General features: G+C 43.6%; 12 protein-coding genes. 6 read left to right on the forward strand and 6 right to left on the reverse strand.

Going from position 1 to position 14,385, the window contains the following annotated elements; all coding sequences use genetic code 11:
• Nucleotides 1–434: 434 nt before the first annotated feature.
• Nucleotides 435–2,102, forward strand: coding sequence for a peptidoglycan DD-metalloendopeptidase family protein (locus ACYQ4S_RS08365; protein ID WP_459770535.1), 1,668 nt, complete (start codon nucleotides 435–437; stop codon nucleotides 2,100–2,102).
• 132 nt (nucleotides 2,103–2,234) lie between these two features.
• Here the strand turns inward: ACYQ4S_RS08365 and ACYQ4S_RS08370 are convergent, their stop codons facing one another.
• Both ACYQ4S_RS08370 and ACYQ4S_RS08375 read right to left on the reverse strand, forming a co-directional pair.
• A complete protein-coding gene (locus ACYQ4S_RS08370) occupies nucleotides 2,235–2,702 on the reverse strand; it encodes a threonine/serine exporter family protein (RefSeq protein ID WP_091265548.1) in 468 nt (155 codons plus the stop codon).
• Between the two features lie 18 nt (nucleotides 2,703–2,720).
• The gene (locus tag ACYQ4S_RS08375) at nucleotides 2,721–3,479 is read right to left on the reverse strand and encodes a threonine/serine exporter family protein (protein WP_091265545.1); all 759 of its coding nucleotides are present in this window, start codon (nucleotides 3,477–3,479) and stop codon (nucleotides 2,721–2,723) included.
• 222 nt (nucleotides 3,480–3,701) lie between these two features.
• On the opposite strand from ACYQ4S_RS08375, the gene recQ reads away from it, so the two are divergent.
• On the forward strand, nucleotides 3,702–5,480 hold the full coding sequence (recQ, locus tag ACYQ4S_RS08380) for a DNA helicase RecQ (protein WP_459770537.1): 1,779 nt from the start codon (nucleotides 3,702–3,704) through the stop codon (nucleotides 5,478–5,480).
• Between the two features lie 180 nt (nucleotides 5,481–5,660).
• Nucleotides 5,661–7,007, forward strand: coding sequence for a D-serine ammonia-lyase (locus ACYQ4S_RS08385; RefSeq protein ID WP_459770539.1), 1,347 nt, complete (start codon nucleotides 5,661–5,663; stop codon nucleotides 7,005–7,007).
• Nucleotides 7,008–7,170: 163 nt separating this feature from the next.
• Here the strand turns inward: ACYQ4S_RS08385 and adhP are convergent, their stop codons facing one another.
• On the reverse strand, nucleotides 7,171–8,181 hold the full coding sequence (gene adhP, locus ACYQ4S_RS08390) for an alcohol dehydrogenase AdhP (RefSeq protein ID WP_459770541.1): 1,011 nt from the start codon (nucleotides 8,179–8,181) through the stop codon (nucleotides 7,171–7,173).
• A 348-nt stretch (nucleotides 8,182–8,529) separates the two neighbouring features.
• Between adhP and ACYQ4S_RS08395 the strand changes: the two genes are divergently transcribed.
• Both ACYQ4S_RS08395 and ACYQ4S_RS08400 read left to right on the forward strand, forming a co-directional pair.
• On the forward strand, nucleotides 8,530–9,192 hold the full coding sequence (locus ACYQ4S_RS08395) for an undecaprenyl diphosphate synthase family protein (RefSeq protein WP_346024190.1): 663 nt from the start codon (nucleotides 8,530–8,532) through the stop codon (nucleotides 9,190–9,192).
• Nucleotides 9,193–9,271: 79 nt separating this feature from the next.
• The gene (locus ACYQ4S_RS08400) at nucleotides 9,272–9,844 is read left to right on the forward strand and encodes a guanylate kinase (protein ID WP_346024191.1); all 573 of its coding nucleotides are present in this window, start codon (nucleotides 9,272–9,274) and stop codon (nucleotides 9,842–9,844) included.
• Between the two features lie 247 nt (nucleotides 9,845–10,091).
• Here ACYQ4S_RS08400 and guaC read toward each other — a convergent pair whose 3' ends face one another.
• Complete coding sequence (guaC, locus tag ACYQ4S_RS08405) at nucleotides 10,092–11,123, reverse strand: GMP reductase (RefSeq protein WP_346024192.1); 1,032 nt, start codon at nucleotides 11,121–11,123, stop codon at nucleotides 10,092–10,094.
• 228 nt (nucleotides 11,124–11,351) lie between these two features.
• Here guaC and ACYQ4S_RS08410 point away from each other — a divergent pair, with 228 nt between their 5' ends.
• Nucleotides 11,352–12,044 (forward strand): phosphatase PAP2 family protein, encoded by a 693-nt coding sequence (locus ACYQ4S_RS08410; protein WP_346024193.1) that lies wholly within the window; start codon nucleotides 11,352–11,354, stop codon nucleotides 12,042–12,044.
• 73 nt (nucleotides 12,045–12,117) lie between these two features.
• On the opposite strand, the gene ACYQ4S_RS08415 is transcribed toward ACYQ4S_RS08410, so the two are convergent.
• Nucleotides 12,118–12,315, reverse strand: coding sequence for a C4-dicarboxylate ABC transporter (locus ACYQ4S_RS08415; protein ID WP_459770544.1), 198 nt, complete (start codon nucleotides 12,313–12,315; stop codon nucleotides 12,118–12,120).
• Nucleotides 12,316–12,377: 62 nt separating this feature from the next.
• Entirely contained in the window at nucleotides 12,378–13,520 is a 1,143-nt protein-coding gene (locus ACYQ4S_RS08420) for an NAD(P)/FAD-dependent oxidoreductase (RefSeq protein ID WP_459770545.1), read from the reverse strand.
• Nucleotides 13,521–14,385: the final 865 nt, after the last annotated feature.

The raw sequence follows: 14,385 nt of genomic DNA on the forward strand, positions 1-14,385 counted from the left end.
GCTCGGTTCAAGAGTGTTCCAATTTTGAATTCTTTAAAAAAGTGGGAAACGGTCGATTCAACCTCGTGATTTTCTGATTTTTCTGGTAAAATATTAGTCATAAGACATCTCTCCTTTGAATGTTGTTATGGTGACTACATTTTACCAAAGAGAGGTGTCTTTTTGTGTGTTTTTTGATAATTATTTATAAGAAGTTTCAATAACCGCAAGGGTTAAACCTGGATATTCAACTGCAAAACTTGAGTGTATAATTTGTCAGAATTTTGACTAAATACAAGTGTAATATAACTGTAATCATCATGTAGTTTAACATAATTCAGTTTGATGCTATTATAAGTTTAGCTTAAAAAACAAAAGCGATTAAACATGAACTTGTTGATTATGATAATTTTATCATATTAAACGAGACTATTTTGAATTTAGGAGGAACTATTTTGAAGAAGAAGTTTACACTTGGCTTATTAGCCTCTGTCATGCTCGCTGGTTCGTTCCCTATTGTCGGCTCACCGGTCCAGGCTGAAAACTTGCTTGATGAATTAAAACAAGAAAAAGAAGAAGTTGAAAATCGTTCAGGTGAATTAGACGGTAACATTGAAAACACTGAACAGGAAATGGAAGAGCTGGCTCGCGAAAGAGAAGAACTTGAAGCGAGTATTCAGGCACTTCAAATCAGCATTTCAGAATTGACAGAAGATCTGATTGACCAGAATGATCGTCTGGATGCTGCAAATAAAGAAATTGATCGTTTAAATGAACAGATTGATCACTTAAATGTACTGATTGAACAGCGTAACGAAAAACTAATGCAGCAAGCTCGTTCCACACAAACCCAGTGGAACCCGACGAGAATCATACATATCATTCTGTCAGCAGAAAATTGGTCAGATCTGATCAGTCGTATGGGTATTGTCAGCCAGTTAGTATCTGCTAACCGTTCTATTATTGAAGACCAGATTCGTGACCAGCAGCTTGTAAAAGAATCTGAAGAGCAGGTACAAGCTGAGCGAGTAGAAGTACAGAATACACTTAACGAAATGGAAGCAACTCGTGAACAGTTGAGTTCTCAGCAGGTGGCGCTCGATGATGAAATTATGCACGTCGCTGAATTGTATGAAATGAATGAAAAAGAGAAAGAATCATTTATCAGTGAACAGTACGTTCTGGCGCAACAGGCGATGACCTTGTCTTCTGAAATTCAGTCTGAAGAAGAACGTCGTCTTGAAGAGCAACGCAGACGTGAAGAAGAAGAGCGTCGCAGAGCAGAAGAAGAAGCTGAACGTCAGGCAATCGCTGAAGCAGCTAGACTGGAAGCAGAGCATGAAGAACAAGCACGTGCCGAAGAAGAAGCGAGTCAGCAGGCAGCGGCAGAGCGTGGTGAAGCCGAATCTCGTGAACAGGCAGCGGCAGAACGCCGTGAAGCCGAGTCTAGCGAGCATGCAGCCCCTCAACAGCGTGAAGAAGAAGCCCGTCAACAAGCAGCGGCTCAGCAACGTGAAGAAGAAGCGCGTCAGCGAGCAGCGGCTCAACAACGTGAAGATGAAGCGCGTCAGCGAGCAGCGGCTCAACAACGTGAAGATGAAGCGCGTCGTCAGGCTGAAGCAGAAGCAAGAGCTGCAGCCCAAAGAAGAGAACAGGAAGCAGCCGCAGCCACTTCATCTCAAAGTGGTGGATCGAGTTCTAGTCCAAGTCCAAGCTCAAGCAGTACGCCATCAAGCGTAAGCTGGAGCAGACCGGCAAGCGGACGTCTGACTTCACCATTTGGGTTCAGAATCCACCCGATTTTCAGAACACGCAGATTCCACAGTGGAATCGACATTGCCGGTAGTGGAGCAATCACTGCGACACGTTCTGGAACAGTCAGAACAGCGGGATTCAACAGAGCACTAGGCTACTATATTGACATCGACCACGGTGGCGGATACGCAAGCCGGTACGCTCACTTGCAGCCGAACATGCTGGTATCAAGAGGTCAGTCAGTGTCTCAAGGACAGAGAATCGGTACGATGGGGACGACTGGAGATTCAACAGGTGTCCACCTTCACTTTGAAATTCATAAAAATGGCCAACCTGTCAATCCACTGAACTACGTCAGCGGGTTCTAATCACTGACATTAGACGAATAAAAAAAGACATTAAACTAAAAAACCGGGAGCCTCTCACTTGTTACTTGAGAAGTTCCCGGTTTTTAAGTGTATTTTAAAAGTGATATGTGCTTACTGGAGTATAGGTGGGTGTTAAGGGAGGTACCGTTTGTCGCGTTTTTCAAATGCCTGACTAGAAAAGACCTGGAACAGTCCACTGTTTACCGAAAGGCCTAAAGCAATCGCACCTGAAATCAGAAAGGTTTCCGTGGCGTACATGAGCGCCATTTCTGAGCTGCCCTCGATAAATGCTCGCATCATATTGTAGGCAGAACCTCCTGGAACAAGAGGGATAATTCCGGGGATAGCAAAGACGATTACTGGCATTTTAAAATGTCTAGCATACCATTGGCTGAAATAGGCCACTAAAAAAGCTGCTACGCCGACACCTACAAATAAGTCGAGTTCTAGCTGGAAAGACAGGATATAATAGACGATCCAGCCGATCGCTCCTGCAAAACTGGAAGCAAATAAGGTTCGTGTTGGAACATTGTAGAGCACACCAAAACCAAATGTGGCGACAAGTGCAGCTATAAAGTAGGTTAAATGATTCAAATTCATCTGAAAACTCCTTATCTGTTATAAAAATGTCAAGACCATTGCGATCCCTATGCCTATAGCTCCGGCGGTCAAAAAGGCTTTGGCAAGTACAGCCACTCCAGCGAGGAGATGACCGGCCATCAGATCTCTGAAGCTGTTTGTGATAGCCATACCGGGAACAAGAGACATGACACTGCCGATGATAATGATATTGACATCATCTCCAAAACCTGAGGTCGTAAAGAGCAGAGCCAGCAGCCCAATGAAAAATGATGCCACCATTTCAGCAAAGAAGCTGACATTCGTCCAGTCGTTGATCACTTCGAACAGGATATGTCCCAGTCCGCCTGCGATAAAGGCGGGAAGCATATCGTCATAGGTTCCGCCGAACAGAAGTGGAAAGCTGCCACAGGCAAATGCAATAGCCAGGTTGCGCTGCAAGGTTGAAAAATTTCGTGGCGTATTTTTTATATTGGTCAATTTAAGTTTAACTTTGTCTGGAGCCAGTGCACGCTGAGCCAGCTGTCTGGACAGATCATTTACCATCGAGACCTTTTCAAGATTTGTCTGTCGATCAGTCATTCTCAGAAGTTCAGTATGGTCCTGGCCATCTTCACCTTGTACGGTCAGTATAAGTGCTGTGGGCACAACGAAAACATTAATGTAGACAAGGTTGTAACTTTTCGCTATACGGTAAAGGGTATCTTCAACTCTGTACGTTTCAGCCCCATTTTCGAGCATAACTCGCCCGGCTTCGACGCAGACATCAAGGATATCAGCTACGGGATACTTCTGCATTTCTACTCCTCCTGAATGTGTTCAATACGCTAAGTATAACGAGTTTTCTTGAATTTTGCGAATAGAAGTTGATGAGAGGAGATTAAAATAATGAGTCTTAGCATGAAAAGATAATATATACGTAGAACACTTGATGAGACCTTTGAGGCCTGCTGTTATTATGTTAGAATAGATCAGTCTGTTTATGCACAGTGACACAACTGAATGGTTAGGAGCGATACAGTGAACACAATTAATCAAACACTCAAGCAATACTATGGCTATACCTCTTTCCGCCCCGGTCAGCAGGGAATCATTGAAGCGATCATGAGCGGTCGGGATGTCATGGGAATCATGCCGACTGGTGGAGGGAAATCACTATGCTACCAGATTCCTGCTGTCGAAATGGACGGCTTGACGCTCGTTATCTCTCCACTTATTTCTCTGATGAAAGACCAGGTGGATGGGCTGCTTTCAATGGGCATCCGGGCAGGATTTTTGACCAGCCAGCTCTCTCTTGATCAGCAGAACGAGATTATCAGACAGGCAATCAGAAGCGAGGTCGATCTGCTTTATGTGTCTCCTGAACGACTGGAAAACGATTATTTTCTGAGCCGTCTGAGTCAGATGAACATCAATCTGATTGCTGTAGATGAAGCTCACTGTATTTCACAGTGGGGACATGATTTCCGTCCAAGTTATCAGGCGATTCCAAAAGTCCGGGCATACTGTTCGACGTATCCGCCTTTTGCTGCCTTTACTGCCACGGCAACTCAGAAAGTCAGAGAAGATATTGCGGAAAAACTGGAACTGGACGATCCTTACGCCTTTACAGCCAGTTTTGACCGACCAAACCTGACATTTTCCATTGTGCACCCCAAGAAAAAACAGCAGAAGCTGCTTGATCTGCTTAAAGATAAAGAATCCAGTGTAATTTACTGCAACACCAGAAAGAATGTAGAACGGGTCCATGCGTTTCTAAAGAAAAAGGGGTACGGTGTCGGGTATTATCATGCCGGACTGACTCCAGAAGAGCGAACCCGGTATCAGGAAGACTTTTTGTATGATAAGACCCCGATCATAGTTGCGACAAATGCCTTTGGAATGGGCATCGACAAAAGTAATGTGCGTCGCGTTATCCATTACAATATGCCGCTTGATATGGAAAGTTACTATCAGGAAGCCGGTCGTGCCGGACGAGATGGAGCACCTGCTGAAGCGGTCCTGTTCTATTCGAGTCAGGACATCATTACGAATAATCTACTGATTGAACAGGGGAATCACCCGTATGCAAAGAAGAATCTGAATACGATCATTTCTTATTGCAAAACGGGCCAGTGTCTCCGCAAGATCATTCTGGACTACTTTGATGAAACACCGCAGTTTGAGACATGTGACAACTGCTCGAACTGTAATGGAGAAACGGAACTTGTCGATGTGACCAAAGCCTGCCAGAAAATTTTGTCTTGCATCTACAGAATGAATCAGCAGTACGGGATGGGACTCGTGACGGATGTTTTGAGAGGGAAAGATAATGCGAGAATCAGAGCGCAGGGGTTCGATGACCTTTCGACTTACGGCATCATGAAAGAATCAGCTGATCAGGAAATCAAGGACATCATTGCGCTTATGGTGAGCGAGCAGTTTCTTCACGTGGGAGGGGACCAGTATCCGATCCTGAAATTCACGGAGAAGTCTGTGGATCTGCTACATGCCCGCAGCCAGCTGTTAATGACAAGACACCAGAAGGCTGAGCGAACCAATACCAAGCAAGCTGCTGTAGAAGAATACGATGAAACGCTATTCGAGCAACTTAGAGCGTTACGCAAAGACATTGCTGCGGAAATCGGGAAACCCCCGTTTGTTGTGTTTACAGATAAGGCATTGATGAGTATGGCGGCCGTATTCCCACAGACACCAGCAGATTTCCTTTCCGTTCATGGAGTGGGAGAGGCGAAGCTGGAAAAATACGGTGAGGACTTTCTGGAACTGATCACTGACTACTTGGCGAACAAATCCTGAAAACGGGCTACCGCATAATAAGCCCTTAAGCGTGACGATTTATTTACAGAATAGTAAAAGCCTTCTTATCTTATGATGCGAAGGCCGTCCTTAAGGTTTTTTCATCAGGTTGAATATGCTATAATAAACGAGCTTGAATGAATCAGAGAAGTTTTTTTATGAAAGGAAGCAGGAACAATTATGACAGATATAGAACAACTTATTGCATCAAACCCTTTACTGACTGACATCAGAAGCAGTGAAGAAATCTTTTGGAACAATTCAATGTATCTCCCTGTTGAAGAAGCAACGAAACAGACTAAGTACTCGGTGGCCGATATTGAGGATGCGGAGGCACGTCTGCAGAGATTTGCAGCTTTCATCCGTGTAGCTTTCCCGGAAACTGAAGCCACTGATGGGATAATAGAATCACCGGTGTCAGAAATTTCAGACATGAAGAACTACTTGAATGACACACTTGAAACGACTCTAGGCGGCAAATTGTTACTTAAACGTGATGATCTGCTGCCTATATCAGGAACGATCAAGGCACGTGGTGCGATTTATGAAGTGCTGAAGCATGCAGAAAATCTTGCGCTTGAAAAAGGAATGCTCGAAAGTACCGAAGAAGACTATGCTGTATTTGCAAGTGAAGCATTTAATGAATTTTTCTCCGCCTACCATATTGCTGTAGGAACAACAGGAAATCTGGGGATCAGCGTAGGGACGATGGCGCGTAAACTTGGATTTAACGTAACGGTCCATATGTCCGTAGAAGCCAAGCAGTGGAAGAAAGATTATTTAAGAGACAAAGGTGTCGAAGTTATCGAGCACGACACAGATTTCTCCAAAGCTGTAGAAAATGGTCGCGCTGAATCTGATGCGAATCCTAACAGCTATTTTGTAGATGACGAGCATTCAGTGGAGCTTTTCTTAGGTTACACAGTAGGCGGCTACCGAATGAAGAAACAGCTTGAGCGTGAGGGAATCACTGTTGATGCTGACCACCCGTTGTTCGTCTATCTGCCTTGTGGAATTGGTGGGTCTCCAGGTGGGATCACGTTTGGTCTTAAGCAGGCTTTCGGAGAACATGTGCATTGCTTCTTCGCAGAACCGACCAAAATGCCGAGCATGCTTGTCGGGTTGATGACTGAAAAGTATGATGATGTATCCGTCTTTGACTTCCATCTAGGTGGACTGACTATCGCCGATGGTCTGGCTGTTCCACGTACATCAGGCTTAGTTGCTAAACTGATGAGAACGTTCTTCAGCGGCGGATACTCTGTGCAGGAAGGTGTGTTCAAAGGGCTGCTTTCCAGTCTGTATGACACTGAATCGATTTTCCTCGAGCCGGCTGCAGTCGCTGGACTGGTCGGGCCTTATCGTCTGATGACGACTGATAATGGCAAGGGCTACATCGAATCATCAGGTCTGTCTGATAAAATGGATCAGGCTACTCATATTGCCTGGGCAACAGGCGGGTCAATGGTCCCTGAAAAAGACCGAGCTGCTTTTCTTGAAGAAAGCAAAGCGTATTCCATCAATTAAATGAATAAAGTAAAGACCCTCAGCTGTGAGGGTCTTTTTTACACATAACAGGCAACTGATAATCTGATAGGTTCTTAATACCCATGGACAGCGATAATGCTGTGAAAAAAGTAAGGCTGTTCTGAATGTGTTGTCAGAACAGCCCTTTTGCATAAGTTTATAGTTACATATTCATATCAATGACCATCCGGCCTTTGAATTTACCTTCTATCATTTCATCGAAGATATCATTAATGTCTTCGATCGGGCGTTTTTCAACTTTGGGGACGACCAGTCCTTCAGCTGCAAAGTCAAATGCTTCACGCAGGTCTTCACGGGTACCGACTAAAGAGCCGACGACTTCTATTCCATCCAGTACGAGACGAGGGATGCTCAAGTCCATGGCTTCCTGTGGGAGTCCGACTGCGACGACAACACCACCTGCACGAACACAGTCAATGGCAGAGTTGAAGGCGGATTTTGCTACAGCTGTTACTATAGCTGCATGGGCTCCACCAATTTTTTCCTGCATAACTTGTTCAGCATTTTCTTTTGTCGGGTTGAGGATCAGATCTGCACCCACTTCTCTAGCAAAATCAAGCTGTGTGTCGTTGACATCGATCGCTACGACTTTAGCATTGAAGACATTTTTGGCATACTGCAGAGCAAGGTTGCCCAGACCACCCAGGCCGTAAATCGCAATCCACTGGCCCGGTTTGATTTTAGACTCTTTTATAGCCTTATAAGTTGTCACACCTGCACAGGTCACACTACTTGCAGCAGCAGGATCCAGGCCATCTGGAACTTTTACTGCATAGTCAGCGGTCACAATACACTGTTCGGCCATCGCGCCATCCACAGAATAACCGGCATTCTTTACTTCACGACATAACGTTTCACGTCCGTTTACACAGTATTCACAGTGGCCGCAGCCTTCGAAGAACCAGGCAATACTGACGCGGTCACCGACTTTTAAACTAGTGACATCATCTGCTACTTCTCTGACAACACCAATTCCTTCATGGCCGAGGGTAACGCCTGTCTTGTCACCAAAGTCTGCATTTTTAACGTGAAGATCGGTGTGGCACACACCACAAAATTCCACATCAACGAGTGCTTCTCCTGAACGAATCGCTCTGATATCCTTGTCTTTAACTTCAACTGTCTTGTCGCTCGCTACAACAGCTGCTTTCATATTTTTTCTTCCTTTCTTGTTAAATTCTTACTGTTATTATATATGAACTATATTGCTCAGTTAATCACAATATATGCTATTTATTTAAATTATAATTATAACAAAGCTTAATTAAATTGATAAAACATGAACAAATCAAAGCTTAAAGGGTCATTTTTATAGTGTAAGAAAGAAACTTTTCGATTACTGAAGAAGAATTCTTGATAATGTGTTTATACAGAACAGTTTTCAATGAAAACTGTTCTCTTAGTTGATGAATCCATCTAAAAAACGGTATGATAGTAGTAAGCATTTTATCCATTGATTCTGGAATGTTTGCAAAACAATTAGAGGGAGACTTTTAGATTAATGAAAAACTATAAACGTTTACCAAAACACATTGGCGTGATTCCAGACGGCAACAGGAGATGGGCCGTCCATAAAGGGTTAAAAAAACATGATGGGTATGATCATGGGATCGGACCTGGGCTCAAATTATACGAAGCCTGCCTTGAGCTCGGTGTAGAAGAAATGACCTATTATGGCTTTACTATGGATAATGTCAAGCGACCTTCGCTTCAGACAAAAGCGTTTCAGAAAGCATGTGTCGATTCAGTGAATGAACTGAAAAAACGTGACGCAGATTTACTCGTCATAGGAAATACGGATTCCAAAGTATTTCCTAAAGAACTGCTTCCTTATGCAATGAAGCGGACAAAATTCGGCGAAGGCAGAATGAAAGTTAATTTCCTCGTCAATTACGGTTGGAACTGGGATCTAAATTATGGACTGAAAAATGGAGAAGCTTCTAGTGATAATAATGTCATCGACCATATAGCATCTAAAGATATTTCCCGTATGGACATGGTCCTGAGATGGGGCGGACGAAGACGCTTGAGCGGTTTTCTGCCGATCCAGTCTATTTACTCTGATATCTATGTCATTGATGAATACTGGCCGAACTATAAAGTTGAGCATCTGCATGAAGCACTGGAATGGTATCAGGAGACTGATGTCACGCTAGGCGGATAACTATAGATATAACCAGTGAAGAGAGTAAGCAGACCGATTCGGTCTATTCTCTTTTCATAAAGAGGAGACTGAGCATATAATGACGAACGATAATCGGATCATCGTCCTGGTTGGACCAAGTGGGAGCGGAAAAACGACAGTGGGAGAACTTTTGACAAAGAAAGGGATACCGAAACTGGTGACGACGACAACCCGTCAGCCTCGCGAAGGAGAGATAGATGGAGTTGATTACTATTTCAGAAAAGTTGAGGAGCTGGACTCGGATGATTTTATTGAACAGACTGTCTATAATCAGACACTTTACGGTCTGACAAAGAAGGAAGTGACTGAAGCGCTGAAAAATAAGCGAGTCGTCCACGTTTCTCTGGATAAAAATGGAGCGCGTGCCATGAAAGAGACTTTTCCAAAAGAAACTGTCGTAGTCTTTATATATGTTTCAACTGAAGAGATGAAAAAGAGAATGAGAAATCGTGGAGACAGTGAACAGAAAATTTGTGAACGTCTATCTTTCAGCAGACAGACAGATGAACTGAAACCAGTGGAAGAAGCAGATCTAATTATTGAAAACAAGTCTGTTGAGGATACTGTTGATAAGATCCTGAGTCTGATTAGCAAGAAATCAGACCAGCCTATGACTGAAAATGAGGACTAGCCTATGGAAATCGATCCAAAAACGATTGTATGGTATCCCCTTTTTACCTTGCTGATTTATCTGATTTTGAGCTTGTTGTTCGACCTTCCGTTCTGGACACTATTTCTCGCCTTATTTCTCGTTTTTCTTTATATTTTAGTGATTATAATAATTGAAATAAAAAAGTAGGAAAACAAAGCCCCACAAGCTGACTGTCTCTCAATCAACTTATGGGGCTCATTCTATTCAGATTAGTCTGTCATTCTGTTCAGGAAGTGAAATTGCTCGATGCGAAGCTGTCCGGCACATCAATTCCGCTTGCGTTATAGTTTTCACCATTCATGATGGAATTTTTAACAATAACATAATCGACTTTACGAAGCGACTCAATGTCATTCCCTCCAGCGTAAGAGATGGAAGACTGCAGATCCTGTTTCATTTCAAGGAGTGTATCAGCGATATCTCCTTTGTATTCTGTCAGCATCTTTTTCCCTTCGACGTTTTTACGCTCGCCTTTCTGGTGAGAAGAGGCGCTGCCGAAGTATTCTTTATACGGTCTGCCATCGATCGTCACCATTTTTCCTGGAGACTGATCGTGTCCTGCGAACAGGGAACCGATCATGACCATAGTTGCACCGAAACGAATGGATTTTGCGATGTCTCCATGAGTACGGATACCGCCATCGGCAATCAGTGGCTTACGGGCTGCTTTGGAACAATGAGAAAGAGCAGCAAGCTGCCATCCACCGGTTCCGAAACCAGTTTTCAGTTTAGTTGTGCAGACTTTACCCGGACCAATACCGACTTTGGTTGCATCTGCACCGGCGTTTTCAAGTTCACGTACGGCTTCTGGTGTGCCGACATTACCGGCAATCAGAAACGTCTCTGGAAGATGGCGCTTCACGTGGCGGATCATATCGATGACCAGATCAGAATGACCGTGGGCCACATCGATTGTGATGTAGTCGGGTGCAAGATTTTCTTCAGCTAGTTCTTTTACAAAATCATATTCATCTGTTTTGACGCCTAGACTGATAGAAGCATACAGACCGCGTTCATGCATAGTACGGATGAAGTTCATACGTGTTTCTTCTTCAAACCGGTGCATGACATAGAAATAATTATTTTCTGCGAGCCAGATGGACAGTTCTTCGTCCACTACTGTCTGCATATTTGCAGGAACTACAGGCATGGCAAAGGTGTGCTTGCCTAATGTAATGGATGTGTCACATTCTGAACGACTTCTGACGATCGATTTCGCCGGAATAAGTTGTATATCTTCATAATCAAAAACTTTCATGGTGTACTCCTCTTTTTTGCCGTCTTGAAAGACAGATAGTAGGGAGAAAAACATGGGTTGAAATTGAGTTTCCCTAAACTACTTTACCGGAAGACAGACTTCATGTCAAAGCCACTTTGCATTTAGATATGTCTGAATTTCGAACACGAGTGTAACGGTTGAAAGTCAGATGTATACACGGTAAACTGGTAAATTGAAAACATAAATAGGTTGCGAAAGGATAGAATAATGGAAGAAGCAAAAGAATATATAGTTAATAAATTCGGCAAGCCAAAAAATCTGTTTATCCTGGCCATGGTGCTCAGCATTCCATTTCTCTTTTTAGTCTGGATGAGTTTTTATGACTGGGGATTCATCGGTCTACTGGATGAAGTGATAGGGAACGAGTTTCATGAAGAGAGACGAGCTCTTCTGACATGGGGATTCATCTTTGTCACACGTCTGGGTGATGTCTGGTTCGTGGGACTGTTTACGATCCTTTTTTCTCTCTATATCTGGCGTTTCAGAAAAAACACGCGACTGGCGGTCTGGTATTTTCTGACAGTCAGTGTCGGAGCCGGAGGTGTGAACCAGCTGGTCAAGTTTTTCTTCAGACGACCACGACCAACACACGTTGAGCATCTGATTGTTCAGGGCGGCTACTCATTTCCAAGTGGGCATGCCATGGGTTCGATCATTACTTATGGTGCGCTCCTGTTTCTGATTATTCGGGCCAGTAAAAGCTGGAAACCCGTTATCATCGCTTCGTTGACACTTATCCCACTGATTGGTCTGATCGGCATCAGCCGAGTGTATCTGGGTGTGCATTATCCGTCAGACATCATTGGCGGCTACTCACTGGGGCTTGCGGTTCTCTCGCTGAGTATCGGACTTTACAGTGCCTCGCTTCAGAATAAAGGGTACAAGAAAGGTGAACGGTAAATAAATTAATCCCCCTTGCGAAGGACCTATGTCCTGCTGCAAGGGGGATTCTTTTATCTACAGTGCATTTAATTTATATGATACCAATAATCATCGCGATCGCTCCGAAAGCAATGGCTGTCCAGTTCAACCCTTTTTCATTACTGGCAAGACCGACAGTTCCTAAAATGATTGCTGCTAATCCTAGAGGGATATTCCAGATGAAAAATCCGATCAGGGCTATCGCCATGGCGGCCCATCCGATGATTTTGCCTAATTTATCTGATTTCATGATTCTCTCTCCTTGTCTACCTGTCTCACTCTTACTTTAAAAGTATACCTTACTTACTGGAGTCAGACAATTAAGTCAGCTCTTTTTTTGACATAGTCAGCGATTGGATAATCTTCAACGGGAAGCAGAGGCGAGAGCTGTCTAACAAGATCCGCCAGACATTTTCCGACTAAAGGACCTGCCGTCAAGCCTGTCGATCCGAGACCGCTGGCTGCATACACGTTTGAAAGATCGGGAACTTCTCCGAAAAATGGAGCAAAGTCAGAGGTATAGGCTCTAGTCCCAGCCCTGTAAGCTGTAATGGAAGCCTGATGCAGTTCTGTCGAAAAGAAAGCAGCGGCATCATCGATCAGTGTGCTGACTAGTTCTTCGTCGATCGTCAGATTGAATCCTTTGTCATTCTCATGCGTCGCGCCTATCACTACTTTCCCGTCTTCAAATGGAATAATGTCCGCTTCGCCTTCAGGCATGATGACCGGCCAGTTTTCAGTATGATGATCTGCCAGCTGGACTTCCGCCAGCTGACCTTTCTGTGGCCTGATATCAACGTTATAGCCTGCAGGATCGAGCAGATCCGGGAGCCAGGCTGCAGCGGAGAGAACGACAGAATCAAAAATGCCTTCAGAGTGGTCGGTCAGGACTGAATAGCCCTGATCTGCTCGCTTGAATCGGGCTTTTTTCTTGATCACTGCAGCCCCATTCTCAACCGCTCGTGATAAAAGCAGCTCAACTAACCGGCCACCATCAACGCGTGCCCCTCCGGAAGCCCAGAGTGCTGAATTTTCCCCTTGATAGAGTGGGATTTTCTCTCTTATTTCATCGGCAGTTAAAATAGCGAGCTCACCTATTTCCGGTGCGTCGAGGCGTCGTTTTTCTCCTGTTTCAAGCATTTCAGTCAGATACTCGGGCTTCTTTTTAAACAGAAGGGTGCCGACTTTCTTGTAAACTGAAGAGGGAATTTCCTTTCCTTGCATGACTTCAGAAAGAAAGTCGGGGTAGAAAGCAGCGCCTTCTTTGACCATGACATACCATTTTTTGTTTCGACGTCTGGAAAGCCATGGGCTGATTATTCCTGCAGCAGCTGATGTTCCCTGTCCCGTTCCTTCGTCATATATCGTCAAATCGATAGAAGGATCTTTGCTCAATTCATAAGCGGCAGAAGAACCGACGACTCCTGCTCCAATTATAGCAACGCGTTTACTCATAATGTGTCAAACCTTTCTTTTGCTCTCTTTCCAAGTTTAACATGTCTGGTAAAAAAGAAAACAGGAAGGAATAAAAATAAAGGTTGTCTGAAATAACTTGATAAGTAGGAAATGTTCAGTATATATTGTTTGCATAAATTTATTAAAACGGTTTTATTAGATATTATATTATGCATAAGTAAAAGTAGAGGAAATAACAGGAGGATAAGCAGTGGACAGACAGCTTTGAAGAAGGTTTCTTTACCGACTAAGTTGAAACAGGCCGGACAGCAGGAAAAAGAAAGAGATTGATTTACATACAGTAGAATCCCCTTCTGGCCACCAGTGATTTAAAAAATTTGAAATCAGTTTAAATTTCTCAAAAAAGATGTTGACGGATCCATTTCATAGGTGTAGTATGAGAATCACATTAAAAAACAGACGAAAGGAAGGTCAGTATGCTTACACGATCTGCTCAATCCAGACAACTGAATATGGCTTGGAACAGCTGGCGCAGATCGTTGTATAGATGAAGACTTTCTTTCATAGATACAACGTTTAGAACAAATCTAAATTTTGTATCTATGCCGGCTCACTTTGACGAGGATTTTTTTACACCGCATAGATGATAAGTTATCTATGTGGTTTTTGTTTATTTTAAGGCAATTTCCACGATTCGATTCAATTCGTGGAAATTGCCTTTTTTTGTACCACTAGGAATGGATGGGAAAAAATCTTCAGTCAAATGAGTCTTAATTAAAGCATTATGGTGTTAAGTCAAGAGAATAGATTATAAAATGACAACCTATTTTCATAAAAAAGGGTGCACTGAACTAAACCGCCACGTATTCGAAAATACGTTCGGTTTATATCTTCGGATAGTCGT

It is taken from the genome of Alkalibacterium sp. s-m-28 (assembly GCF_054658175.1).